We start from the raw sequence: 24748 nt of genomic DNA, 5'->3' as shown, positions 1-24748 counted from the left end.
GGCTACGCCTCATGCTCTGGTCCTCGAGTTGGGCCAGAGCGAACTTCAAACTGGATTAGGCCTGAGGGGCAACGTCATCGGGCAAAACCTGCGATTTTTCCCTGCAAATTCCCTGCAAACAGCGAATTCCGAGACCGGTTCGCGTTCGACTGCGTCCACCGCCACCCGCCCTCGATATCGCGGGGCTTTTCTGCCTTTTTCCCACCACACCGAATTGTCCCGACGTTTCCGTGACTTGCACGGGCGTGTCGGTGGGACGTGCACCGCGAGACCACCGGGGTACGGGAATCGCGGCTCGCCGACGCCGGAAGTCTCGACCGACCGATTTCGCGGTACACTTTCCTTCTGCCGCGCTCACGGACCCGCCGGAACGACGAACCCCGCCTCAAGAGGCGGGGGGGGCACGGAATGTCGCGAGGTTGGTCTGCCGTATGCGGTGGTGTCACCCGAATCCGAGCGCCCGTTTCTGCGCGTCCCAGTCGGCCGGTAGATCTGCGGTCATCGCGAGCTTCTTGGCCGAGAGCTCGATCGGCTGCCGGCCGTCGAGGATCGCCTCGGTGACGTCGGGTGCCAGGAAGGCCAGGCGCAGGGCCCGCGTGAACCAGGGAGAGCCGACGCCTTCGGCCTCGGCCAGCTCGCCGATCGCCGTGCCGTCTCCTTCGAGCAGACGGTCCCGGTAGTGGCGCGCCTGACCGAGCAGCCGGAGGAGGCTCCGATCCGGCTTGCGGGAGCGCTGGAGGTCGGGCGCCTCGACCAGGAGCTTCATCTCCATCCCGACCCGCTTCAGGTTCACCGGCACTGTGAGGACGATGGCTTCGCGTTCCGCAGCTTTCACTTCCGCACGCGCGTCCGCCGAGCGCTTCATGATCTCCTCGCCGGTCGAGCCCGCGACGTCGCTCAGCCCATCGGGTGAGACGGCGATCTGGAGGGATGCGCTTCCAAGGGTGATGCCGGTGACGAGCCGGTGGAGGGTCGCGATCTTCTCTGGTTGCGGGAGTGAAGGCCACTTCGTCCCGAGATCACCGGCGCGCTCTGCCGCCTTGTTCATCCGCAAGAATGGCAGCGCATACCGGTTGACCCCAACCAAGGAGCGCCGGCAGGACATGTATCGCATCGAGGAAATGGACGACGCAGGTCGGCTCGTCGGCACCTATCGCACGCGAGGCGATGCGTCAAAAGCGCCGAAACTGCTCGCTTACCAGCCCGAGCCGCGATGGTGAGACAGAATTTGACCGTCACCGCCCCCAGACCGCTTTGTCCGCGCCGCCCTCGTCGCATCAACCAGCCTAGGCGGCAAGATACGACCGGCTACCATCGACCCGAAGCAGACGTTCGGCCTCGACACATTCCGATTTCAATCGGTGGCCTCTCCGCCAGGGGGCATGGATTTCTTCCGAAAATCCGCGGATGTACGTCGTGGTCGGCCATGGCGGTGCAGCACCGACATGGAGCTCACCCACGGGATGCCCATGACGTGCTCCGGAGACATCATCGAGAGAAGAGGGGCTGGCTCGATGCCGGCCCTTCGTCGCGAGAGAGCACTCGGATCGGCGGAGCCTCAATACTTGGGGAGCGCCAGATCGCCGAAGCGATAGTTGATGCGCGCCATGACGAGATCGGTGTCGCCACCGACGCGCGATGCGAAGGGGGTGCAGCACGGATCGAAGTCGAGGGACTCGTTGCGTCGCGCGACGAACAGGTGATCGTATTCGAGCCCCGCCGACCAATTCGGCGCGAAACCGTATTCGAGGCCGGCACCGAGGACCCCGCCCCAACGGGTCTTCTCATCCGAATAGTGCGTCACCACTTCGGCGGATTCCCATCGCGTTCGGGTCACCGCCGCGCCGCCCTTCGCATAGAGCAGCGCATTGTCCCACGCGTAACCGGCCTGCGCGGTGAACAGGCCGACCGCCTTCAGCCGTGACCGATCGACGAAGGGTGCGCCGAGCCTGTCGAGGTGATGGCCGGAGACATCGGCCCAATCTCCTGCGGCTTCCAGACCGACCACCCAGGCGCCGGTCTGCAGACGATAGCCGATCTGGCCGCCGCCGATCGCCCCACCGGCGATGTGGGAGCCGTAATCGGCGCCACCGGGAACGGCACTCCAGCTGTCCTTGTTCCAACCGTAGCCGCCGTTGACGCCAAGGTAGAAGCCGCTCCACTGGTGGGCTGCGACGGCATCGGCCGCGCCCCGGCTCCACCAGGCCGTGCGGCGAGCTCGGCGGCACCTGCAGGTGCCGCGGCAACGCCCAGCGCGATCACGGTCCACATCATGAAAGTCTTCATCGCAGAAGCTCTCCGCTACTTCGAATCGGCCACTGACGGTGGCACACTCCAAGACGGAAGACTGTGACCTGCGAGCAACTTCCGATGCGAATGGGCCGGGCGGATCCCGTCGGGGCACGAAGCGTGATCGCACGGCATTCGTCGAGATGGACAGGCGCGCCGGGAACGGACGGCGGCGAAATCTCCCTCGGAATTGTTCCCGTCCCACCCGCACCCTTTCCGATGGCGTGGGGGGCGAATGACCGGCTTCGGCGCGTAGGTGACCGCGACCGACCCGAAGCGGACATGGGCCGTCGGAGGTCGGCCCCGTTGCCGACGAGCCGGGTCCTTCGGTGAGGACGCGCATGATGGGCCAACCCGACGATCGGCCGTCACGCGGAACCCATGCTCGCCATGCGGTCGAGTTCGACGCAAACGGCGTCCGTCAGGTCGTATCCGGTCGCGGCGAGGTTCTCCTCGAGATGTCGAAGAGACGAGGTTCCGGGGATCGACAGGATGTTCGGCGCGCGACGCAGAAGCCATGCCAGTGCGACCTGCATCGGCGTGGCACCGAGGCGCCCCGCGACGTCGGTGAGGATCGACGACTGCAACGGGGTGAAACCTCCGAGCGGAAAGAACGGTACATAGGCGATGTGCTCGCGCGCGAGTTCGTCGATCAGAGCATCGTCTGCCCGATGAACCAGATTGTACTGGTTCTGCACGCAGACGATCTCTGCGATCCGTCGCCCTTCGGCGATCTGGGCCGCGGTGACGTTGCTCAGGCCGATGTGACGCACCAGACCCTGCCGTTGCAACTCGGCCAACGCCGTGAAAGGCGCTTCGATCGACCCTTCGGCCGGACCATGCGTGTCGAACATGATGCGCAGGTTGACGACGTCGAGGACGTCGAGCCCCAGATTGCGCAGGTTGTCGTGCACGGCCCGCGTCAGGTCCTCCGCCGAGAACGCCGGCAACCAGGCCCCCCTTTCGTCGCGGCGGGCGCCGATCTTGGTGACGATGACGAGGTCGTCGGGGTAGGGCGCCAACGCCTCGCGGATCAGCCGGTTTGTGACGTGCGGCCCGTAGAAGTCGCTGGTGTCGATGTGATCGACCCCATGTGCCACGGCCGCGCGCAGCACCGCCACCGCGGCGTCGCGATCCTTGGGGGGGCCGAAGACGCCGGGCCCGGCGAGTTGCATCGCCCCGTATCCGAGCCGCTTCACCGAGCGGTCGCCGAGGGTGAACGTTCCTGGCTGGTCGATCCGAGACATGCCTTCTCTCCTTCTCCGTGATCGAGAGATAGGCGTTGTGCGCAGCGGCGATAACTGGGCACAATCCGCACAGTTCGTGCGGAGAAACGTACAATGAACGGCAATCTTGCGGATCTGAACGCCTTCGTGGCGGTGGCGCGCTCCGGGGGCTTCCGTGAGGGGGCACGCGCGAGCGGCTCCAGTGCCTCCGGGCTCAGCGAAGCCGTCCGTCGCCTCGAGGCGCAGCTCGGCGTCCGGCTCCTCAACCGGACGACGCGCAGCGTCGTCCCGACCGATGCCGGCGCGGGTCTGCTGGCGCGGCTCGGCCCGGCCTTGAGCGAAGTCGAGGCTGCCCTCGACGTGGTGAACGGCTTTCGCGACCGGCCGGCGGGGACATTGCGCCTCAATGTGCCGGTCAGCGCGGCCAGACTGGTGCTGCCGCGCATCGTTCCGTCGTTTCTCGCCGCCTATCCCGATATCCGCCTCGAGGTGATCACCGAGGAAAGCTTCGTCGACGTGCTCGCCGCCGGTTGCGATGCCGGGATCCGTTACGACGAGCGGCTCGAGCAGGACATGATCGCCGTACCGATCGGACCGCGCGTCCAGCGCTTCGCCGCCGCTGCCTCTCCTGCCTACCTCGCCCGCCGTGGGCGGCCCGAGCACCCGCGCGACCTGCTCGGTCATGCTTGTCTGACCGGCCGGTTTGCCAGCGGGGCGATGCCGCCGTGGGAATTCGAACGCGGCGACGAGGTGGTGCGGGTCGATCCCACGGGACCGCTGATCGTGCGCGCCGGTGGCGGGACGGACCTGGCGGTCGACGCGGCGATCGCCGGCACCGGGATCGTCTTCCTGTTCGAAGACTGGTTGCGCCCGCATTTCGACAGTGGCGCCCTCGAAGCCGTCCTCGAACCCTGGTGGCCGAGCTTTTCGGGGCCGTTTCTCTATTATCCGGGGCGGCGTCTCGTGCCTGCGCCGCTGCGGGCGTTCGTCGACTTCGTCAAGGCCACGGCCGAGTGACTGCGACGATCATCGCATGGAGTGTTCGACGCAGTCGGATGCACGTCTGTTCGAGCGACCGCGTTCGGCGCGATGCGGCCAATGACGGCCCGCGACCCGAAGCGGACGCTCGGCTCCGTCGATCCGTCGCCTTTCCGCGCGACCTCTCCACTTTCGGCCGCACTTATGAAATCCATATGGCCCGGCCCCACCTTCCCCATCGATCCCTGACGGGCATCGGGAGGACAGTCCCGGCGAAGACGATCCATTCAGGAGCTTCGCCATGTTGGACTTCGCCTGCTTCTTCGGGGCCGTCGGGCTCTTCGGCCTTGCCGCCCTCTATGCCCACGCCTGCGGTGATCTGTGAGGCGGTCATGTCCGAACCCCTCCTCGCCCTCGTCGTCGCCCTCGCGCTGGCGGCCTATCTCGTCCACACGCTGGTCAGGCCCGAGAAGTACTGAGCGCGACCCTTTCCGAGACTTCATCGAGGTGACGCCATGACCGCTGTCGGCTGGCTGCAGATTCTGCTCGTCCTCGCGCTCATCCTCGCCACCGTCGTGCCGCTCGGCCGGCTGATGGCGCAGGTCTTCTCCGGCGAGCGCACGTTCCTTTCGCCGATCGTCGCACCGCTCGAGCGCGGGCTTCTCGCGCTCGCCGGGCGCCGGGCCCTCCATGCCCAGACCTGGCTCGGCTACACGATCGCCATGCTGGTCTTCAACGCCGCCGGCTTCGTGGCTCTCTACGCCATCCAGCGGCTTCAGGGCGTGTTGCCGTTGAACCCGCAGGGCTTCGACGGCGTCGATCCGCTGCTCGCCTTCAACACTGCGATCAGCTTCGTCACCAACACCAACTGGCAGGCCTACGGCGGCGAGACCACCATGAGCCACTTCACCCAGATGGCCGGCCTCGCGGTGCAGAACTTCCTGTCGGCGGCGACCGGCATGGCACTGGCGGCGGCGATGATCCGTGCCTTCGCCCATTCAGGCACCGATCGGCTCGGCAACTTCTGGGTCGACGTCACCCGGGTGACGCTGCACGTCCTGCTGCCCTTCTCGATCGTGCTGGCGCTCGTCTTCGTCGCCTTGGGGCTGCCGCAGACGCTCGCGGCGTCGGTGGATGCGACGACGCTCGAAGGCGCGAAGCAGACGATCGCGCTCGGCCCGGTCGCCAGCCAGGAGGCGATCAAGCTCCTCGGCACCAACGGCGGCGGCTTCTTCAACGCCAATGCCGCCCACCCGTTCGAGAACCCGACGGCGATCACCAACGCCCTCGAGATCTGGGCGCTGCTCGCCCTCTCCTTCGCGCTCACCCACACGTTCGGCCGCATGGTCGGCGACACGCGGCAGGGCTGGGCGATCATGGCGGTGATGGCGATCATCCTCGTCGGCTGTCTCGTCGTCGCCTACCGTGCGGAAGCCGGCGGCAATCCGCTCCTGACCGCCCTCGGCGTCGACCCGTCGCTCGGCAACATGGAGGGCAAGGAGGTCCGCTTCGGCCCCGCGGCCTCCGCGCTCTATGCGGTGGCGACCACCGCGACGTCGACCGGCTCGGTCGACGCCATGCACGAGAGCTTCATGCCGCTCGGCGGGTTCATGCCGCTCCTCCTGATCAAGCTCGGCGAGATCGTCCCCGGCGGCGTCGGTTCGGGCCTCTTCGGCATCCTCGTCATCGCCGTGCTGACGGTCTTCATCGCCGGTCTGATGGTCGGGCGCACGCCGGAATATCTCGGCAAGAAGATCGAGGCGAAGGAGATGAAGCTGGCGATGCTCGCCCAGCTGATCCTGCCGGCGACGATCCTCGGCTTCACCGCGGTGGCCGCGATGCTGCCGTCGGCGCTCGCGAGCCTCACCAATGCCGGACCGCACGGGCTGACGGAACTGCTCTACGCCTATGCCTCGGCGACCGGCAACAACGGTTCCGCCTTCGCAGGCCTATCGGCCAACACGCCGTGGTTCGACGCGACGCTCGGCATCGCCATGTTCCTCGGCCGCTTCGGCTACATCGTGCCGGTCATGGCGATCGCCGGATCGCTCGTCGTCAAGACGCGGGCTTCGGCCTCGGCCGGCACCTTCCCGACCCACGGGCCGCTCTTCGTCGGCCTCGTCACGGCGGTGATCCTGATCCTCGGCGGTCTGCAGTTCTTCCCGGCCTTCGCGCTCGGACCGATCGTCGAACATCTGATGATCCCGGCCGGCCTGACCTTCTGATCCAACGTTCGAGGACCGATCATGTCCCAGACAGTCGCCCGCGCCCCGTCGCTCTTCGACGGCAGGATCCTCGCCCGCGCGTCGATCGATGCCGTCGCCAAGCTCGATCCGCGCCGTCTCGTCCGCAATCCGGTGATCTTCGTGACGGAGGTCGTCGCGCTCGTCGTGACGCTGATCTTCGCGAAGGATCTCGCCACCGCCGGCGGCACCCCGGTCTTCGACGGCCAGATCGCCGCCTGGCTGTGGTTCACCGTGCTCTTCGCCAACTTCGCCGAGGCCGTCGCGGAGGGCCGCGGCAAGGCGCAGGCCGATGCGCTCCGCAAGACCCGCTCGGACACCATGGCCAAGCGGCTGATGTTCGCCGACCCCGACGACCACGCCCATGCGGTCGTCTCCTCGCTCGATCTCGAACTCGACGACCTGGTGCTGGTCGAGGCCGGCGACGTCATCCCCGCCGACGGCGAGGTGATCCGCGGCGTCGCCTCGGTCAACGAGAGCGCGATCACCGGCGAATCCGCGCCCGTGATCCGGGAATCCGGCGGCGACCGCTCGGCCGTCACCGGCGGGACGACGGTGCTCTCCGACTGGATCGTGGTGAAGATCACCGCGGCGCCGGGCTCGACCTTCATCGACAAGATGATCGCGCTGGTCGAAGGCGCCGAGCGGCAGAAGACGCCGAACGAGCTGGCGCTGTCGATCCTGCTCTCGGGCCTGACGCTGATCTTCCTCATCACCGTCGTGACGTTGTGGGGCATCGCCGGCTATTCGGGAACGGTGGTCTCGGTGACGGTGCTGATCGCCCTTCTCGTCACCCTGATCCCGACGACGATCGGCGGTCTTCTCTCGGCGATCGGCATCGCCGGCATGGACCGGCTGATCCGCTTCAACGTCATCGCCACCTCGGGCCGCGCCGTCGAGGCCGCCGGCGACGTCGACACGCTGCTCCTCGACAAGACCGGCACCATCACCTTCGGCAACCGCATGGCGACCGAGTTCATTCCCGTGCCGGGCGTCTCGGTCGAGGCGCTGGCGGAAGCGGCCCTCGTGGCGTCCGCCGCCGACGAGACGCCGGAAGGCCGCTCGATCGTCGCACTCGCCCGCGGGATGCACGGCGTCGCCGAGCCTTCGGGGATCGAGACCGCGACCTTCGTGCCCTTCACCGCGCAGACCCGCCTGTCGGGCGCCGACTTCGCCGGCCGGTCCGTCCGCAAGGGCGCGGTCGACGCGGTGATGCGGCATCTCGGGCTCACGCTCGACCGGACGCAGCCCGCATTCCGCGACGCCGTCGATCGCATCGCCCGGACCGGCGGTACGCCGCTCGCGGTCTCGGACGGTGATCGCCTGATCGGCGCGGTTCATCTCAAGGACGTGGTGAAGCCCGACATCAAGGAGCGCTTCGCGGAACTGCGCGCCATGGGCATCCGCACGGTGATGGTGACGGGCGACAACCCGGTCACCGCCGCGGCGATCGCCTCGGAAGCCGGCGTCGACGACTTCATCGCCGAGGCGACGCCGCAGGACAAGCTCGCCTACATCCGTTCGGAGCAGAAGCACGGCCGCCTCATCGCCATGTGCGGCGACGGCACCAACGACGCGCCGGCCCTCGCCCAGGCCGACGTCGGCGTGGCGATGCAGTCGGGGACGCAAGCCGCGCGCGAGGCCGGCAACATGGTCGATCTCGACAGCAACCCGACCAAGCTGATCGAGGTGGTGGCGATCGGCAAGCAGCTGCTGATGACCCGCGGCTCGCTCACCACCTTCTCGATCGCCAACGACGTCGCCAAGTATTTCGCCATCATCCCGGCGCTGTTCGTGGCGACCTATCCGCAACTGAACGCGCTCAACGTCATGGGCCTCGCCTCGCCGCAGAGCGCCATCCTGTCGGCGGTGATCTTCAACGCGTTGATCATCATCGCGCTGATCCCGCTGGCGCTGAAGGGCATCGCCTATCGCCCGGTCGGTGCGGCGGCGCTGCTGCGCCGCAACCTCCTCGTCTGGGGCGTCGGCGGTCTCGTCCTGCCCTTCGTCGGCATCAAGGCGATCGACCTCGTCGTCGCAGCCCTCCGTCTCGCCTGAGGTGATGGCCATGATCGAACATCTCCGCCCCGCCTTCGCCCTCCTCGGCGGCCTGACCGTGCTGACCGGCATCGCCTATCCGCTGGCGATCACCGGCATCGCCCAGATCGCGATGCCCGGCGCCGCCGGCGGCAGCCTCGTCGAGGTCGGCGGCAAGGTCGTCGGGTCGCGTCTGATCGGCCAGAGCTTCACGGATCCGAAGTGGTTCCACGGCCGCCCGTCGGCGACCTCCGCCGCCGATCCGAACGACGCGTCGAAGACCGTCGATGCGCCCTACAACGCCGCCAACTCGTCGGGCTCCAACCTCGGGCCGCTCTCCGCCAAGCTCGTCGAGCGGGTGAAGGGCGACGCCGAGGCGCTGAAGGGGGAGAGCGGTGCCGCCGCCGTTCCCGCCGACGCGGTCACGACCTCGGCGAGCGGGCTCGATCCCGACATCTCGCCCGCCTTCGCGCGCCTGCAGGCCAAGCGCGTCGCCGCGGCGCGCGGCCTGCCGCTCGAACGGGTCGAGGCGCTGATCGCGGAGAAGACCCGTGGGCGCGAGCTCGGCGTCTTCGGCGAGCCGCGGGTCGGTGTGCTCGACCTCAATCTCGCCCTGTCGCGGCTCGATCCTTCGTGAGGAGAGGTCCCGATGAACGACGCCCGCACCCGTGACGGTCGCCCCTCGCCGGACGCGCTCCTGGCGCTCGCCGAGCGCGAAGGGCGCGGGCGGCTGAAGATCCATCTCGGCGCCGCGCCGGGCGTCGGCAAGACCTTCGCCATGCTGTCGAACGCGCGGCGGCTGGCGAACGAGGGCGTCGACGTCGTCATCGGCCTCGTCGAGACCCACGGCCGTGCCGAAACGGCGGCGCTGATCGACGGGCTGGAGGTGCTGCCGCGCTGTCCGATCATTCACCGCGGTCGGTCTCTCATGGAGTTCGACATCGACGCGGCTCTCGCGCGGCGGCCCGGTCTGTTGATCGTCGACGAACTGGCCCATACCAATGCGCCGGGTTCGCGTCATCCCAAGCGCTTCCAGGACGTCGAGGAACTGCTCGACGCCGGCATCGACGTCTGGACGGCGCTCAACATCCAGCATCTCGAGAGCCTGTCCGACGTCGTCGGGCGGATCACCGGCGTCGCGGTGCGCGAGACGGTGCCCGACCGCATCCTCGAGCGCGCCGACGAGGTGATCCTCGTCGATCTGACGCCCGACGAACTGATCGAGCGGCTGAAGGACGGCAAGGTCTATCTGCCGGAGACCGCCGCCCGCGCCGTCGATCACTTCTTCAAGCCGTCGAACCTCACGGCGCTACGCGAACTGGCACTGCGCCGCACCGCCGCCCATGTCGACGACGAGATGCTGGCCTTCCTGCGCCAGAGCGCCATCGAGGGGCCGTGGCCGACCGCCGAGCGCATTCTCGTCTGTGTCGGTGCCGACCCGCGTTCCGAGGAGGTGGTGCGGATCGCCGCGCGGCAGGCCGGCGGGCTCAACGCGCCGTGGACGGCGCTGCACGTCGATCGGCCGGACGTCGCCCGCACGGACGAAGCCTCGATCCGCCGCCTCGACGCCAATCTCCATCTCGCCGAGCGGCTCGGCGCCGATCGCGTCCGCATCATCGGCGCCGACATCGTCGCCGAGATCCTGCGTTTCGCGCGGCGGGAGAACGTGTCGCGGATCGTCGTCGGACGATCGGAGCGGCACGGGCGCTTCCGCCGCTTCTTCGGCCGCTCGCTCTCCGACGATCTGGTGGCGCGCGCCGCCGACATCTCGGTGCAGGTGGTGGTGGGTGGCGGCGGGGCCGCGCCGCGTCGCGAGCCGAGTGCCAACCCGCTCGATCGCCGCCGTCTGGGTGTGGGCTTCGCCGCGGCGACGCTGGCGGTCGCGACGTCGATCGGGGTCGGCATGGGGCTCACCCGTTGGATCGACCTGCCCAACGTCTCGATGATCTTCCTGTCGGCCGTGGTGCTCTGCGCGCTCGGCTTCGGCCGGGCCTCGGCGCTGGCGGCGGCACTGCTGTCGTTCCTCGGCTACAATTTCTTCTTCATCGAGCCGATCTACACCTTCACCGTCGCCAAGCCGCACGAGCTCTTCGCGCTCATCGTCTTTCTCTTCGTCGCCGCGACCGTCGGCGGGCTCGCCGGCCGCGCGCACGAACAGGCCGAAGCGGCGCTGGCGCGGGCCCGCACCACCCGCGCCCTCTACGAATACTCGCGCAAGATCGCCGGCGTCGCGGCGCTCGAGCCGCTGATGTGGACGACGGTCGCTCAGGTCGCCGGCGCGGTGCGCGGCAGGGCGGTCGCGCTGCTGGGCGAGGCGGGCGATCTGCGCCGGGCCGGTGCCTTCCCACCCGACGTCGACCTCGGCGTCACCGAGATGGGCGCGGCGCGCTGGGCCTATGAGCGCGGCGAGGTCGCCGGACGCCGCTCGCCGACGCTGCCAAACGCCGACCTCCAGTTTCGTCCGCTGGTGACGGCGAGCGGCATCGTCGGGGTGATCGGTTTCGCACCGAACGATCCCGACGCCCACGTCGGCGAGGACGCCGAGCGCTTCCTCGCCGCCCTCTGCGACCAGACGGCGATCGCGGCCGAACGCATCCAGCTCGGTGTCCGTGCCTCAGACGCGGCGGCCGCCGCCGAGAGCGAACGGCTGCGTTCGGCGCTGCTGTCGTCGATCTCGCACGACCTCCGGACGCCGCTCGCCTCGATCCTCGGATCGGTGACGAGCCTCAGGGACTTCGGCGAGAAGCTCGCCCCGGCGACGCGGCGCGATCTCCTTTCGGCGATCGAGGAGGAGACGCGGCGGCTGTCGCAGTTCGTCGCCAACCTCCTCGACATGACGCGGCTCGAGACCGGCAATCTCGAACTCGCCACCGACTGGGTCGACCTCTCCGACGTCGCCCACGGCGCGGTCGCCCGGGCCGAACGGCTGCATCCCGGGCGGCGGCTCGTGCTGGAAGACGGCGGCGCGGCGCTGGTGCTGGAGGGCAACGGCACGCTGCTCGAACAGGTCCTGTTCAATCTGCTCGACAACGCGGTGAAGTATTCCGCCGCCCACACCACCGTGCGCGTCCGGCTCGCCCGCGAGGGCGGCTCTGCCCGCATCGAGGTCGAGGACGAGGGCATCGGCATTCCGCCCGAGGAACTCGAACGGGTCTTCGAGAAGTTCCACCGCGTCGCCCGCGGCGACGGCCGCGCCGCCGGAACCGGGCTCGGCCTCGCCATCTGCCGAGGCGTCGTCACCGCCATGGGCGGAGCGATCTCCGCCGCGAGCCCGGTCGCCGACGGTCGCGGCACCCGCATGACCGTCCGCCTGCCGTTGCCGCCGGTCGCGGCCGGCGAACCGAAAGGAGAGAGCCGATGACCGCCTTTCGCGTCCTCGTCGTCGACGACGAACCTCAGATCCACCGTTTCCTGAAGCCGGCGCTGATCGCCTCCGGCCACGACGTCGAATGCGTCGAGGACGGCGCCTCGGCGATCCGCATGGCGGCGACGTGGAGCCCCGACCTGATCCTGCTCGATCTGGGCCTGCCCGACATCGACGGCAAGGAGGTGGTCCGCGCCATCCGGGAATGGTCGACGACACCGATCATCGTGCTCTCGGCCCGCGACCGGGAGAGCGAGAAGATCGCGGCACTCGATCTCGGCGCCGACGACTACGTCAACAAGCCTTTCGGCGTCGGCGAGTTGCTCGCCCGCCTGCGCGCCGCCCTGCGTCACGCCGCCCGACGCGATGGCGAAGCACCGGTGGTCACGACCGGTGGCCTCGTCGTCGACACCCTGCGCCGGATCGTCACCCGCGACGGCGAACGCGTGCATCTGACGCCGAAGGAATACGACCTCCTTCATGTGCTCGCGCGCAACGTCGGCAAGGTGGTGACCCAGAAGATGCTGACCTCGGCGATCTGGGGCGCGAGCCTCACCGCCGATCCGCAGTATCTCCGCGTCCTGGTCAGCCAGCTGCGGCAGAAGATCGACGCCGCTCCGCCGGCCCCCTCGCTCGTCGAGACCGAGACCGGCGTCGGCTACCGGCTGCGCGATCAGGACACCCTGTGAGAGACGGTTCGAAACGCCATGTCCGACAGTGAGCCGCTCGTCCTCGACGGGATCGAACTCGATCTCGTCGCCCGCACCAAGTCTGAAGTGCTCGAACGCCTCGCCTTACGAGCAGGCGCGGTCACCGGCCGGAGTGCCCGCGAGATCGCCCGCGCGCTCGGCGACCGTGAACGGCTCGGGTCGACCGGAGTCGGATCCGGCGTGGCACTGCCCCATGCCGACATCCGTGGCCTCGCCCGGCCGGCGACGCTCTTCGCCCGCCTGGCCGAGCCGGTCGAATGGGACGCCATCGACGATCGCCCGGTCGAACTGGTCATGATGGTCCTGTCACCCTCGCTCGACGGACGCGGATCATCCGACCTCTTGGCGAAGTTTGCGCGGGTTCTCAGACGCCCAACAGCCCGTCGAGAGCTCACGGCCTGCTCAACCGCAGATCGGATCGGCGAAATCTTCGCAAGTCGAGACTGACGCAATCCGTTCGAGACGGCCTTCAGAGATCGGTCTGCTCGGACAGGAGCAGCGCATCCTCGACCTCGATCCCGTGGTATCGAACGTTGGTTTCGATCCTGGTGTGCCGGAGCAGGATCTGAAGGACTCCGAGAGTCCCGGTCCGCCGGTAGATCTGTGCGACCTTGGTCCGGCGAAGCGAGTGGGTTCCGAAGTCCTCGGGTCCAAGCCGATGCTCTCGACCCGGCCATGAACGATCCGGGCATATCGTCGAGTGGACAGGTGAAGGCTCGAATGATCTCGGCTCGGGAATATGTAGGCCGAGCCTCGCGCTCGAAGCACCGGAAGCAATCGTTCGACCGCTTTGCGCGTCTGTTCGGTGATCTCGAACTGGACCGGATTGCCGGTCTTACGCTGAACCACGGTGGCTCGCTCCCGAACCCTGGTACCGGTGCAGACGTCATCGATCTTCAGGCCGACCAGATCGCAAGCGCGCAGCTTGCTGTCGACGGCCATGTCGAACAGCGCGAGGTCGCGGCGCGATCCCCCCATTTCCAATCGTACGCGGATCGACCATACGTGCTTGGGCTGAAGAGGGCGCTTCTGTCCGACGAGAACGCCCTTGTTCCAAGGACCAGTGGGTCTGGAGTTGCTGGTGAGTTCGGGCATGGCGTGGCCTCCATCCCGTCCCCAAGCAAATTCCAGCGCCGATCAGTTAAGAGCGGCGCCATTCGCCAGACACCCTTCGACCCGAAGCGGGCGCCCGTGAAATCGGCACCGGGAGCGCGTTCCGATCGTCTCCTTCGTACGTCATCGCAGCCGCCGGAAGGCGCGGCTTACGGTCGACCGCGATACGCGAGATCGAGAGGGGCCGCCGCTCGACGGCATTCGCGACCGCCCGGAGCTGGGGGCCGTTCGGACACTCCGATCGACCCGCGCACTCACCCGCCATCCATGGTTCGGGACGCCGATCGACCGTCGATCAACGCATTCTGCCGGGGTCCGCCGACCCGTGCGAGACGCTCGACCATGATCTCGGCGAGCCGCAGCGCTTCGGCGACGACGGCCTCGCTTCCCGCGCGCTCGGCAATCGTCGAGAAGCGCTCGAAGCCGGCCTCGAGCAGTCGCACGCCGTCGGCATGGCAGTGAAGCGCGGGCCCGGCGGGGGGGCGTTCTCCGGCGGCGGCGGTCTCCTCTTCCGCCGCGATGGTGCGGAAGAGGGCGGCGTCGCCCGCATCGCCGTCGACCTCGAGCCGGTCCGCGAGACCCCGATGCGCGGCGCCGGCGGCGGCGCTCCAGCGCCGGACCATGGTCGCCAGTTCGTCGAGCGAGGCGGGGATCTCGACGGCGACCGGCGGGTCGCTGCGAAAGGCCCGGCGACGAAAGTGTCTGAGATGGGCGGCGTGCATCAGTTCGGCGCGCGCCAAGTCCTCGGCCAGCAGGCGGATCGGCTCGTCCGTCGCCTCGGCCGCCACGTAGGCGTAGAAGGCGAAGGCCCGTTCCTCGTTGCGCACCGCGAAGGCGAGCGCCCGATAAGGGCCGAAGTCGGCCGAGGTCGCGAGATCCGTCTCGCTCGTCCCCGGCGGCCGTTGCCAGGACGCCGACACGGGAGCGATGTCGCGGCCCAGCATCGCTCGGCCGCGGCTGTCTATCATGTCGACATGGGCTTGTTCGAACTCGGCGAGCAGGCGGAACTCCGCCGCGACCGCCTCGGCGCCGTCGGCCTCCATCCGCGCCGCCAACTGGCGGTATCGCGTCGCCGCCTCGATCTCGAGCGCCTGTGCGACGGCGAGGAGGTCGCCGACGGATCGAATGGCCTCCGGTATGCGTCCCGTCGTTCCCGTCATCGTCGCCTCGTCCGGTTCGAACCTCAGGCCCGCTCGACGCTCCGTGTGCCGTCCGGGGCGACGAAATGCGTCGTCAGCCCGCGCGCACGCGTGATCGCGGCGGCGGCCTCTCGCGGCAGCAGGGTGAAGGCGGTCGACAGCGCGTCGGCCTCCGTCGCCGTCACCGCCTCGACCGAGACAGAGAGGAAGCGCCAGCTGGTGTGGCCGCTCGACGGCTCGATGATGTGATTGAAGCGACGGTTCGGGTCGAAGGTCGTGCCGTAGCCGCCCGAGGTCGAGATCGCCCGGTCGGTGAGGCCGATGGGTTCGGCGACGTCCCCCGGCTTTCGCGGGTCCTCGAGCCCGACGCGCCAGGGGCCGCCCTCCGGCCGGTCTCCCAGGACGCGCACCTCGCCCATGTCGACGAGCGCGTGCTCGATGCCGTTCCGGCGCAGCAGCTCGACGATGCGGTCGGTGACGTAGCCCTGGCCGATGCCGTTCAACGTGACGCTCATGCCGGGTCGGGCGAACCCGATGCGCGACGGCGAGATCTCCAGTGCCGCTTCGCCGACACGGGCGATCGCCTGTTCGATCGTCGCCGCCGAAGGACCTTCCGGCGCGGCATTCGGATCGGCGAAATGGCGGGCATGGAGATCCCACAGCGGCTGCACCGTCACGTCGAAGGCGCCGCCGGTCAGGTCGGCGTACATCCGCGCCTCCGAGAGGATGCGGACGAGATCGAGCGGGGGGGCGTCGATCGCCCCCTCGCGGTTCAGGCGCACGAGGGCGCTGTCGGGTCGGTAGAGGCTGAGGATCGCCTCCAGCCGCTCGACTTCCTGCAGGCTGGCGGCGATCAGGCGATCGGCGGCGGCCGGATCGGGATGATGGATCTGCAACGTCGCATCGGCGCCGAGTGCCGAGCCCGACCAGACGCGCAGACGGGGTTCCGACGCGGACGCGGCGACCCCGATCAGCGGCAGGCCGGCGGCGGCCGCGGTGATGGAGATGAAGCGGCGACGGTTCATGCGCATCATGGATCTCCCGCGGTTGATGCGAGGACATAGTCGACGGGAATGTCGGCGAGGCGGACGACGCGCCCGCCGTGGGTCGCCGCGAAGGCACGCGCGGTGGCCTCTGCGCCGAAAGGGATGGCTTCGGCGGTGTCCATGCCGCTCTTCTTGCGACTGCCGATGACGAAGTCGGCGCGTTTCGCCTCGATCCAGGTCCCGGCCTCGGGCTGATCCCAGTTCGTCGCGCGTCCCATGTCGTTGACGTAGAAGGCGACGATGGCCTTCGGCATTTCCGGCAGGATCGAATAGGCGATGCCGTCGCGCACGCTGGCGAACCACAGGGGATCGGTGGCGTCGCGCAGGAAGATCTGCGCCTTCGGCCCGCCGTGCTCGCTCAGCAACATGCCGCAGATCTGGGCCTCGGTGTCCTTGCCCGGCTCCTGCGGCGTGGGCAGCGCGGCGAGCGCGTCGTCCTTGCAGGCGGACAGCAGCGGGAGGCAGGCAAGGCCTGCGAGAAAGCGTCGTCTGTTCATACCTGCCTCCTCGAGAACAGCGCCATGGCGGCGGCGAGCGGCACGACGATCCAGGCGAGGAGTGCGCCGAAGAGCGTCGGCCCGGAGAGCATGTGGCCGGTTCCCAACCCGGCGAGGCCGGCAAAACCGCTGACCTCGCTCGACGAGGTCAGGGTCGCCAATCGGTAGGCGTCTGTCGGATTGAGGAGAAGCAGCACGTCGAGGACCTGCGCCGTCATCCGGCGTCCCTGATCGGCCGCAAGGATGCCGAGGAGCGCCATGTCGTAGAGCAGGACGAAGACCAGCCAAACGCCGATGGCGATGCCTCCGGCAATGCCGCGATCGCGCACGAGCGTGCTGACCAGGGTGCCGATGGCGACGAAGACGGCGCCGAGCAGCACCGAGGCGGCGATCATCACGCCGAAGGCCCGGATCGTCGTCGCATCGCTCTCGCCGCCGAGAACCAGGGTGAACCCGGCCAGCCCGTAGCCGGCGACGGTCGCGACGGCGAGACAGGCGACCTGGCCGAGGAACTTGCCGACGATCACCTGCGAGCGCGTCACCGGATAGGCGAGCAGCAGCGCCATGGTGCCGCGTTCCATCTCGCCGACGACGGCGTCGTAGGAGAGCAGCAGCGCGACGAGCGGGATCAGGAAGATGGTCAGGCTCGACAGGCTGACGATGGTGACGGCGAGCGCATTGACCTTGACCGCCCCCGTCGGTGCCGAACCGAGGAAGGCGAGCGCGAAGGCGAGCGCGGCGAGCAGCACGCTCACCGCCAGAACCCAGCGATTGCGCAGGCCGTAGCGCAGTTCCTTCAGCGCGATCAGGGCGATCTGTCTCATGATCCCTCCTGCTGGAACGAGGCATAGAGGTCGTCGAGGGACGGTCTGACGATGTCGATGTCGCGCACGTCGCTCGGCAGACGCCGGAGCGTGTCGATCAGGGCATCCTCGCCGCATTCGCGTTCGATCAGCCCGCCGGGGCGCTCGCTCCAGCCGCTCCAGTCGGGACAGACGTCGGCGCCGCGGCGCAGCCGGATCTTCGGGCGCAGCGCCGCCACTTCGCGCAGCAGGCTCAGCGTCCCGTCGGCGACCTTGCGGCCGCGGTTCATCACCACGATCCGGTCGACCCGTCCCTCCAACTCGGCCAGCGCGTGCGAGGAGAGGAGGACGGTGGCGCCGTCGCGGCGCAGTTCGGCGAGGATCTGGTAGAAGACTTGGCGCAGTTCCGGGTCGAGGCCGGTGGTCGGCTCGTCGAGGAGCATCAGGCGCGGACGTCCGAGCATCGCCTGGGCGAGCCCCAACCGTTGCCGCATGCCCTTGGAATAGGTGCCGACGCGACGGTGGCGGGCCTCGATCAGCCCGACGCGATCGAGGATCTCCGCGTTCGCGCGAAGCGGCAGGCCCTTCAGTCGGGCGTAGAACGCCAGCGTCTCGTCGCCCGTCAGCGACGGGCCGAGCGCGACGTTCTCCGGCAGATAGCCGATCGCGGCCCGGCTCGGCGCCGCCGCACGCCGGCCCGGCTCGCTGCCGAGGACGCGCAGATGACCGGCGCTCGGATCGATCAGGCCGAGCATCAGCTTGATGAGCGTCGACTTGCCGGCGCCGTTGTGACCGACGAGGCCGATGCATTCGCCGGCATTGAGCGTCAGGTCGACGCGCTCGACCGCGAGCCGCTCGCCGAAGCGACGCGAGACGCCCGAGAGCGTGACGGTCGCCTCGCGGACTTGCATCGTCGTGATCGGTTCGCCGTCGTGCGGCAGCGGTGTCATGGCGGTCATGGCGAGGTCCAATGCGGAACGGCCGAAGGGTCGGGGGCCATCAGGGGCGCCGTGTCGACGACGCCGCCCGGATGCAGCGCCGGGAACTGGCCCTGTGCCCAGCGGACCACCTGCACGGCCGGCGAATTGAGCAACAGCTTGGCCGACGGCGCCCGCCAGACGACCTGATCCATCAGGTTGTTGGGCCGGTAGGGCTTGTCGGCGATGCCGTCGCCGCTGAGATCGAAGGCCGGATTGTCGCTGTAGTAGTTGCCGCGACCGGCGACGGACCAGTCGATCACCCGGGTGCCGACGTACATGACCTGCGTGCGGTTCTGCACGAAGGCGTTGCCGGAGATGGCGTTGCGCTCCGAACCGGCGGTGAAGTGCACGCCGATCTCACAGCCCTCGAACCAGTTGTCCGAGAAGCGGTTCTTGTTGGCGTTGTAGATGAACAGGCACTTGTTGGCGCCGCGGACCGCGTTGCGCTCGATCGTCGCCTGATTGGCGTAGTTGAACAGAAGTCCGTGGTCGCGGTCGCGGTCGGAGACGTTGTGGGTCAGCGTCAGCCGATCGGAATACATCATGACGTAGCCGGCATCGCTGCCGATCGACAGATTGTCGGCGACCACGCTGTCGTTGGTGTACATGAAGTGCACTGCGAAGCGCAGATTGCGGAAGGTGTTGCCGCTGATCGTGTTGCGTTTGCTCGACACCGAGAACACGCCGTCGCGACCGTTGCGGATGTCGTTGTCGAGGATCTTCGAACCCGGCGTGTTCCACAGCGACACCGCCGGCCCGCGTTCGCTGACCCTCAGCCGCTTCAGTCCGTCGATGACGTTATGGCGCACGACGACGTCCTGCGGTCCGTCGAGATAGACCGAGATGAGATTGTCGAGGACGTGATTGTTCTCGATGACCGCACGGTGGGCCTCGCGCCCGAGGAAGATGCCGGAGTTCTTGTCGATCAGGGTGAGGCCGGATCCGGTGACGGTGAGACCGCGGAGGGTCACGTCGGCCGCCGCGATGGTGATGGTCGAGCCCTGCCCGGAGCCGCGGATCACCGCGCCGGGCTCGCCTTCGAGCGTCAGGTGGGGAACCCGGATCACGAGGTCGCCCGGATGCTCGCCGGCCGCGATGCGGAGGATGTCGCCGGGGCCGGCGCGCGACAGCGCCTCTCCGACGTCCTCGCCCGCGGCGACGACGATGGTTTCGGCGCGCGCCCGCAGATCCCCGGCTCCGAGAAGAGCCGAGAACACCACCAGAGATCGGGCGAGCGCGCGCGAAACCATCGCTCACGCCTTCTTCGGTCGGACGATCATGCGGCCGGACATTTCCATGTGCAGCGCATGACAGAACCACTGGCAGTACCACCAGTGCACGCCGGGTCGATCGGCGGTGAAGGTCACCGAGGCCGTCGCCTGCGGACTGATCTCCATCGCGATGCCGTAGCGCACGATGGTGAAGCCGTGCGTCAGGTTCTCGATGTCGTCCATGTTGGTGAGGAAGACGGTGACCTCGTCGCCCTCGTTCACCTCGAACTTCTCGAGGCTGTACTGCGGCGCGTTCGAGTGCATGTAGACCCGCACCCTGGTGCCGTCGCGGATCACGTCGGCGGCCGAGTCCAGCTTGACGCCGTCCTTCTTCGCCCATTCGCGGGCCTCCGCGAACATCGGGTCGTCACGGCTCCAGATCGAGACCGGATTGATCTTCGAGCGATGCACGATGCAGGAGTCGTGCGGCTCGGCGAAGGCCGGACCGTCGTGCACGATCTTCATCTCGTCGCCGGAGATGTCGATCAGCTGGTCGTTGTTGGGCTTCAAGGGGCCGACGTTGATGAAGCGGTCCTTGGAGAACTTGTTCAGCGACAGGAGCCACTTGCCGTCCGCTTCCTTGGTTTCGCCCATCGACGTGTGGTTGTGACCGGGCTGGTACTGGACGTCGAGCTTCTGGAGGATCGGTTCGACCTTCTCGCCCGCGAAGGCCCGACGCGCCTTGTCGATGTTCCACTTGACCATCTGGCTGTCGATGAAGAGCGTGGTGTAGGCGTTGCCCTTGTTGTCGAAGGCCGTGTGCAGCGGTCCCAGCCCCAGCTGCGGCTCGGCGACGACGACGTCGCGCTCCTTGATCTTGCCGTCGAACAGATCGTCGAACTTGCGCACGTCGAGCACGCTGACCGTCGGCGACAGCTTGCCGTTGATCACCACATGGATGCCGTCGGGGGCGGTGTTGACGCCGTGCGGCGAGTTCGGGATCGGGATGTAGCGGGTGTATTTCGACCCGTGGCGGCCGTCGATCACCTTGACCCCGTTGTGGACCTTGTAGTCGCCGTCCTTCACCGCCTGCTCGATGCGCCGGATGTTGAAGAGCACCGCCCAGGCCTGCTCGTGATCGGTCATCTCGGCGACCGTCGTGCCCTTGTTCGGATTGTAGCAACTGGAGAAGGCGTACTTGCCCTGGTAGTCGGCGTCGCAGTTGTCGAGGTTGCCGTCGACCAGCACCTGCCAGGCGACCTCCATCTTGTCGCCGTCGATGGCGGTGAACACCGACCAGTAGGTCTTGGGGTCGTCGAGATTGCCGGTGCCGTCGTTCGGCATCGGGATGATGTGCTCTGAATTGGCGAAGACGTAGCCGGTGCGCGGAAACTTCTGCGGCCTGAGACCGTGGATGTCGGAGGCGTTGGGCACCTCGATGATCTTGTCGGTCTTGAAGACGTCGAGCCGGATGCGGGCGACCCGGCAGTTGGCCTTGTCGTTCACGAAGAGATAGCGGCCGTCGTAGGTGCCGTCGGTGAACGAGACGTGCGGGTGATGCAGGTCGCCGTTGAGGTAGACGCCGCCGCGGGACTCGAGGAACTTCCGGCTCGCCGGCATCAGCCCTTCGGTCAGGATCTTGCGGCTCTCGTTGGTCTGGCCCCAGCCGGTGGCGCTGTCGCGGTTGAACACCGGGATGCGCACCAGTTCGCGCATCGACGGCATGCCGATGACGCGCACTTCGCCGGTCTGACCGGAGGAGGAGAAGCCGTAGTACTCGTCGAGATCGCCGGGTTTGACCTCGGCGCTCTGCGTACCCGTGCCGGCGGCCCGCGCCTCTCGAACGAAGTCGAGATAGGCGCCGCCACCGGTCAGGACGGCCGCGCCGGCGAGCGTGGTTCCCCCGAGGATGCCACGCCGGCTGAGACCTGGGTTCGGATTGCGGGTTTCGTCCGTCATGTCGGTCTTCCTCCTTGAGCCCACCGGAGCGGGGATGGGTGGACGGGTGGATCCCGCCTCGTCAGGTGCCGAGGCCGTCGGCCGTGCCGGCCGGATCGGTGATCCGGTGCGGTCTCGGGAGCACGAGCGTGTCGGCGGTGGCACGCGTGTCGCCGGTCGACGTGGCGGCGAATTTCTCGCGCTTCAGCCGCCGTTGGATCATCACCGGGCACTTGTGGTCGTGGTGGTAGAGCATCTGACAGTGCAGGCACTGGATGCATTCGTTGGGATTGATGTGGCCTTCCGGGTGGATCGCCTGCACCGGGCACTCGTTGCCGCAGCGCTGGCAGGGATTGCCGCATTCCCGGTATCGCCTCAGCCAGTCGAACAGCCGGAGCCGCGCCGGGATCGCCATGGCGGCGCCGAGCGGGCAGAGGTAGCGGCAGAAGGCGCGTTCGACGAAGAGGCTCGCCGCGATCATCGCGCCGGCATAGAGGACGAACGGCCATTCACGGGCGAAGCGCAGGATGATGGCGGTCTTGAACGGCTCGACCTCGGCCGCCTTCTCGGCCGTCCCGAGCGCGCTCAGGGAGATCCCGAACAGCACGAGGAAGACGATGTACTTCAGCGCGGTGAGCCGTTGGTGCGTGGTGAAGGCGATCTTCAGCTGCGGGATGCCGACGGCCTTCGCCAGGCGGTTCACCAGTTCCTGCAGGGCGCCGAACGGGCACAGCCAGCCGCAATAGGCGCCGCGGTTCCAGAACAGCAGCGACGCCGCCGTGGCGAACCACAGGATGAAGATCAGCGGCGCCATCAGAAAATAGTCCCAGCGGAAGTCGGTCCTGAGCGCGCCGAGGAAGGCGAGGACGTTGACCACCGAGAGCTGCGCCTGGGCGTACCAGCCGATGTAGACGAGCGTGAAGATCATGAAGCCCAGCCGCACCCGGTCGTAGAACAGCGGGCGACGGACGAACCAGTCCTGAAAGAAGAAGATCAGCGTCAGCACGCCGATGGCGACGAGGAGCACCGCGATCTCGACGACCTTGTCGCGCCACAGCTGCTGCCAGATCGGCGGCTCGGCGTCGCTCGGATCGACGCTCGCGGGCGTGTCGGCGGCGGCGGGCTTCGCCGCCGGGCCGGTGGTGGCGACGGGGGGCGGCGCCACCACCGGCTTCAGATAGGCCTCGGGCAGCGCATAGCCGACGTCGAAGGTCAGGAAGGCCTTGTCGCGCGCGCCGGTCGCCCGTTGCGCCAGGAGCCTCAACGTCCAGGGCGCGGCGACATCGAGGGTCGACGTGTCGGGCACCCGGAAGATGTCGACGTCGCGGAACTTCGGCGCGCCGCGTGCGACGACGTCGCCGATGCGGGTGTGGTTGCGGTCGTGGAAATGGATGCCGGCATCGCCCTGGTCGACCTCGATCCGGTCGAAGATGCCGCCGCGCACGTAGCCGGACCCCTTGAAGGAATAGGCGCCGTCGGCGGCGATCAGGATGGCCGCCTGACCGGGCTTCAACGAGGCCGCCAGCGCCGCATAGCCCTGTTCACCGAGGAGGCTCCGCCCGATCGCCGGCACCGAGACCGGCGCCACGTAGAGGTCGATGAAGCTGCCGCTCGCATCGGCGACTTCCGGGCGGTCGGCCGCCTCCGGATGCCCGGCGCGACGGAAGGCCTCGCTGACCTCGCCGACCGAGAGCGCCAGCCGCCGCACCGAACCGTCGCCGAGAAGCCCCGGCCAATCCGCCGGCGCCTCGTGGGTCGGATCGATCTCGCGGGCGACGGTCGCGACGGGGGCGGTCGCGCCGCCGATGCCGAGCGTGCGGGCGACACGGACGCCGGAACGCACCATGCTGTCGGCGATGACGGCGACGGTGACGGTGGCGCCCGAGACGATGTCGACCTTGGGCCGCTCGGCAGCGGCGTCGCGGCCGAGCGCCACGACGTCCGTTCCGACGTAGCCCTGGATGAAGGCGGCGATACGCGCCGGTGGAATGCCGATCAGGACGATCGGTTCATGATGCGCCATCAGCCGGGCGCCGGTGATCTTCCCCTCGACCGACAGCCCGACGAGGATCTCGATCGGCTGGCCCGAATAGCCGGTCGAGTTGACCCAGTCGGCGTTGACGAAGGCGAAGCCGACGCGCTTGCCGCCGGCGAGTACCTCGGCCCAGGGCGGCGAGCCGGTGACGGCGCCGTAATGGTCGGCGCCCGCGACCAGTTCCGCCGGCGGCACCTTGGCCAGATACTCGGCGAGACGGCCGTCGGCCGCCTGCGCCGACACGATACCGGCGAGGACCATGGACAGTCCGGCGATCAGCAGTCGGAGAAAGGATCGACCCACGGGCGCCTCTTCGGGCAAAGTGCCGCCGTTGCGAAACACCGCCTCGGCGTTTCGGTTCGCATCGTTCTTCGGTATCGTCGGGTGCGGGCGGCGTCTGCGGCCGCGCCGCCTATTTCAGGGTCGAGAGATACGCGATCAGATTGGCGCGATCTGTCGGATTGGGCAGGCCGGCGAACGTCATCTTCGTCCCCGGCACGAAGTCCTGCGGCTTGGTCAGGTAGACGTCGAGCGTCGCCTCGTCCCAGGTCTTGTCGAGCGACTTCATCGCCGGAGAATAGGTGTATCCCTCCAGCGAGGCCGAGCGACGACCGACCACGCCGAAGAGAGTCGGGCCGATGTTCTTCTTGGCGGGATCGATGGAATGACACAGCGCGCATTTGCCGAAGATGGCCTTGCCGGCTACGGGGTCGGCGGCGAGGCCGGCCTGCGCGAAGAGGCTGGAGGCGGCCGCCGCGCAGAAGCCGATGACTGCGATCTTCATGGTTCGATGGTCCTTCATGGCGTGCGGTCGGGCCGTGGGACACGGCCACCCAGCGGAACGAGACACTCGACGACGTCGATGCGATCGATCGGCGCGACGGCCGCGCCGCGCCGATTGCGCCGACACGATCCGACGACACGTGGCCGTCGACCGACATGTCGTGACGGCCGCCGTCGCGACCTCGTCGTTGCTGTGAGAAGTGGAGCCGCCTCATTGCGGCCGTGGGGAGGGGCGTCGGGTCGAACACGACATCCCACCGCGCAGATCGACATGCCACCGAGGCCGAACGCGATCTGCGGTACCTTTCGGGCGGCATCTTTGCCGCGGTACCGAACAGACTGTAGGAGCCTCGCGC

Annotated in this window: 20 protein-coding genes and 1 pseudogene; 8 read left to right on the top strand and 13 right to left on the bottom strand. The window is 68.3% G+C overall.

From position 1 onward, the window contains the following. Positions 1–442: 442 nt before the first annotated feature. The 3 genes from ACT53U_RS17825 to ACT53U_RS17815 form a co-directional block, all read right to left on the bottom strand. Entirely contained in the window at positions 443–1105 is a 663-nt protein-coding gene (locus ACT53U_RS17825) for a hypothetical protein (protein WP_476157146.1), read from the bottom strand. Between the two features lie 453 nt (positions 1106–1558). Continuing rightward, complete coding sequence (locus tag ACT53U_RS17820) at positions 1559–2269, bottom strand: outer membrane protein (protein ID WP_476157145.1); 711 nt, start codon at positions 2267–2269, stop codon at positions 1559–1561. Positions 2270–2657: 388 nt separating this feature from the next. Then, on the bottom strand, positions 2658–3536 hold the full coding sequence (locus ACT53U_RS17815) for an aldo/keto reductase family oxidoreductase (RefSeq protein WP_476157144.1): 879 nt from the start codon (positions 3534–3536) through the stop codon (positions 2658–2660). A 93-nt stretch (positions 3537–3629) separates the two neighbouring features. Here ACT53U_RS17815 and ACT53U_RS17810 point away from each other — a divergent pair, with 93 nt between their 5' ends. The 8 genes from ACT53U_RS17810 to ACT53U_RS17775 all read left to right on the top strand — a co-directional run bounded on the left by ACT53U_RS17810 (position 3630) and on the right by ACT53U_RS17775 (position 13294). After that, complete coding sequence (locus ACT53U_RS17810) at positions 3630–4532, top strand: LysR family transcriptional regulator (protein WP_476157143.1); 903 nt, start codon at positions 3630–3632, stop codon at positions 4530–4532. 308 nt (positions 4533–4840) lie between these two features. Continuing rightward, complete coding sequence (locus ACT53U_RS17805) at positions 4841–4972, top strand: potassium-transporting ATPase subunit F (RefSeq protein ID WP_476157142.1); 132 nt, start codon at positions 4841–4843, stop codon at positions 4970–4972. A 36-nt stretch (positions 4973–5008) separates the two neighbouring features. Further along, a complete protein-coding gene (kdpA, locus tag ACT53U_RS17800; RefSeq protein ID WP_476157141.1) occupies positions 5009–6718 on the top strand; it encodes a potassium-transporting ATPase subunit KdpA in 1710 nt (569 codons plus the stop codon). Positions 6719–6739: 21 nt separating this feature from the next. After that, positions 6740–8794, top strand: coding sequence for a potassium-transporting ATPase subunit KdpB (kdpB, locus tag ACT53U_RS17795; protein ID WP_476157140.1), 2055 nt, complete (start codon positions 6740–6742; stop codon positions 8792–8794). Between the two features lie 10 nt (positions 8795–8804). Further along, positions 8805–9410 (top strand): potassium-transporting ATPase subunit KdpC, encoded by a 606-nt coding sequence (kdpC, locus tag ACT53U_RS17790; protein ID WP_476157139.1) that lies wholly within the window; start codon positions 8805–8807, stop codon positions 9408–9410. Positions 9411–9422: 12 nt separating this feature from the next. Beyond that, the gene (locus tag ACT53U_RS17785) at positions 9423–12134 is read left to right on the top strand and encodes an ATP-binding protein (RefSeq protein WP_476157138.1); all 2712 of its coding nucleotides are present in this window, start codon (positions 9423–9425) and stop codon (positions 12132–12134) included. Then, complete coding sequence (locus tag ACT53U_RS17780) at positions 12131–12826, top strand: response regulator (RefSeq protein WP_476157137.1); 696 nt, start codon at positions 12131–12133, stop codon at positions 12824–12826. The genes ACT53U_RS17785 and ACT53U_RS17780 overlap by 4 nt, the downstream gene beginning before the upstream one ends. A gap of 18 nt (positions 12827–12844) precedes the next feature. Next, positions 12845–13294 (top strand): PTS sugar transporter subunit IIA, encoded by a 450-nt coding sequence (locus ACT53U_RS17775; protein ID WP_476157136.1) that lies wholly within the window; start codon positions 12845–12847, stop codon positions 13292–13294. A 22-nt stretch (positions 13295–13316) separates the two neighbouring features. On the opposite strand, the pseudogene ACT53U_RS17770 reads toward ACT53U_RS17775, so the two are convergent. From ACT53U_RS17770 to ACT53U_RS17725, 10 genes and pseudogenes are all read right to left on the bottom strand, one after another. Beyond that, positions 13317–13942: pseudogene (locus ACT53U_RS17770) on the bottom strand (tyrosine-type recombinase/integrase). Between the two features lie 272 nt (positions 13943–14214). Continuing rightward, positions 14215–15120: a ferritin family protein gene (locus tag ACT53U_RS17765; protein ID WP_476157135.1), complete on the bottom strand. Its 906-nt coding sequence runs from the start codon at positions 15118–15120 to the stop codon at positions 14215–14217. 23 nt (positions 15121–15143) lie between these two features. Further along, on the bottom strand, positions 15144–16124 hold the full coding sequence (locus ACT53U_RS17760; protein WP_476157134.1) for an FAD:protein FMN transferase: 981 nt from the start codon (positions 16122–16124) through the stop codon (positions 15144–15146). Positions 16125–16129: 5 nt separating this feature from the next. After that, the gene (locus ACT53U_RS17755) at positions 16130–16642 is read right to left on the bottom strand and encodes a nitrous oxide reductase accessory protein NosL (protein ID WP_476157133.1); all 513 of its coding nucleotides are present in this window, start codon (positions 16640–16642) and stop codon (positions 16130–16132) included. After that, entirely contained in the window at positions 16639–17466 is an 828-nt protein-coding gene (locus ACT53U_RS17750; RefSeq protein WP_476157132.1) for an ABC transporter permease, read from the bottom strand. Before ACT53U_RS17750 ends, ACT53U_RS17755 begins: the two co-directional genes overlap by 4 nt. Beyond that, a complete protein-coding gene (locus ACT53U_RS17745; RefSeq protein WP_476157150.1) occupies positions 17463–18395 on the bottom strand; it encodes an ABC transporter ATP-binding protein in 933 nt (310 codons plus the stop codon). The genes ACT53U_RS17750 and ACT53U_RS17745 overlap by 4 nt, the downstream gene beginning before the upstream one ends. A 5-nt stretch (positions 18396–18400) precedes the next feature. Beyond that, complete coding sequence (locus tag ACT53U_RS17740; protein WP_476157131.1) at positions 18401–19675, bottom strand: nitrous oxide reductase family maturation protein NosD; 1275 nt, start codon at positions 19673–19675, stop codon at positions 18401–18403. Positions 19676–19678: 3 nt separating this feature from the next. After that, positions 19679–21595, bottom strand: a complete 1917-nt coding sequence (gene nosZ / locus ACT53U_RS17735) for a TAT-dependent nitrous-oxide reductase (RefSeq protein WP_476157130.1) — start codon at positions 21593–21595, stop codon at positions 19679–19681. Positions 21596–21656: 61 nt separating this feature from the next. Next, positions 21657–23912, bottom strand: coding sequence for a 4Fe-4S binding protein (locus ACT53U_RS17730; RefSeq protein WP_476157129.1), 2256 nt, complete (start codon positions 23910–23912; stop codon positions 21657–21659). Positions 23913–24021: 109 nt separating this feature from the next. After that, entirely contained in the window at positions 24022–24393 is a 372-nt protein-coding gene (locus ACT53U_RS17725; RefSeq protein WP_476157128.1) for a c-type cytochrome, read from the bottom strand. Positions 24394–24748: the final 355 nt, after the last annotated feature.

Source organism: Pinisolibacter sp. DMC19 (genome assembly GCF_056313985.1).
The sequence above is the reverse complement of the archived record's forward strand: the minus strand, read 5'-3'. Positions and strand labels throughout refer to the sequence as shown.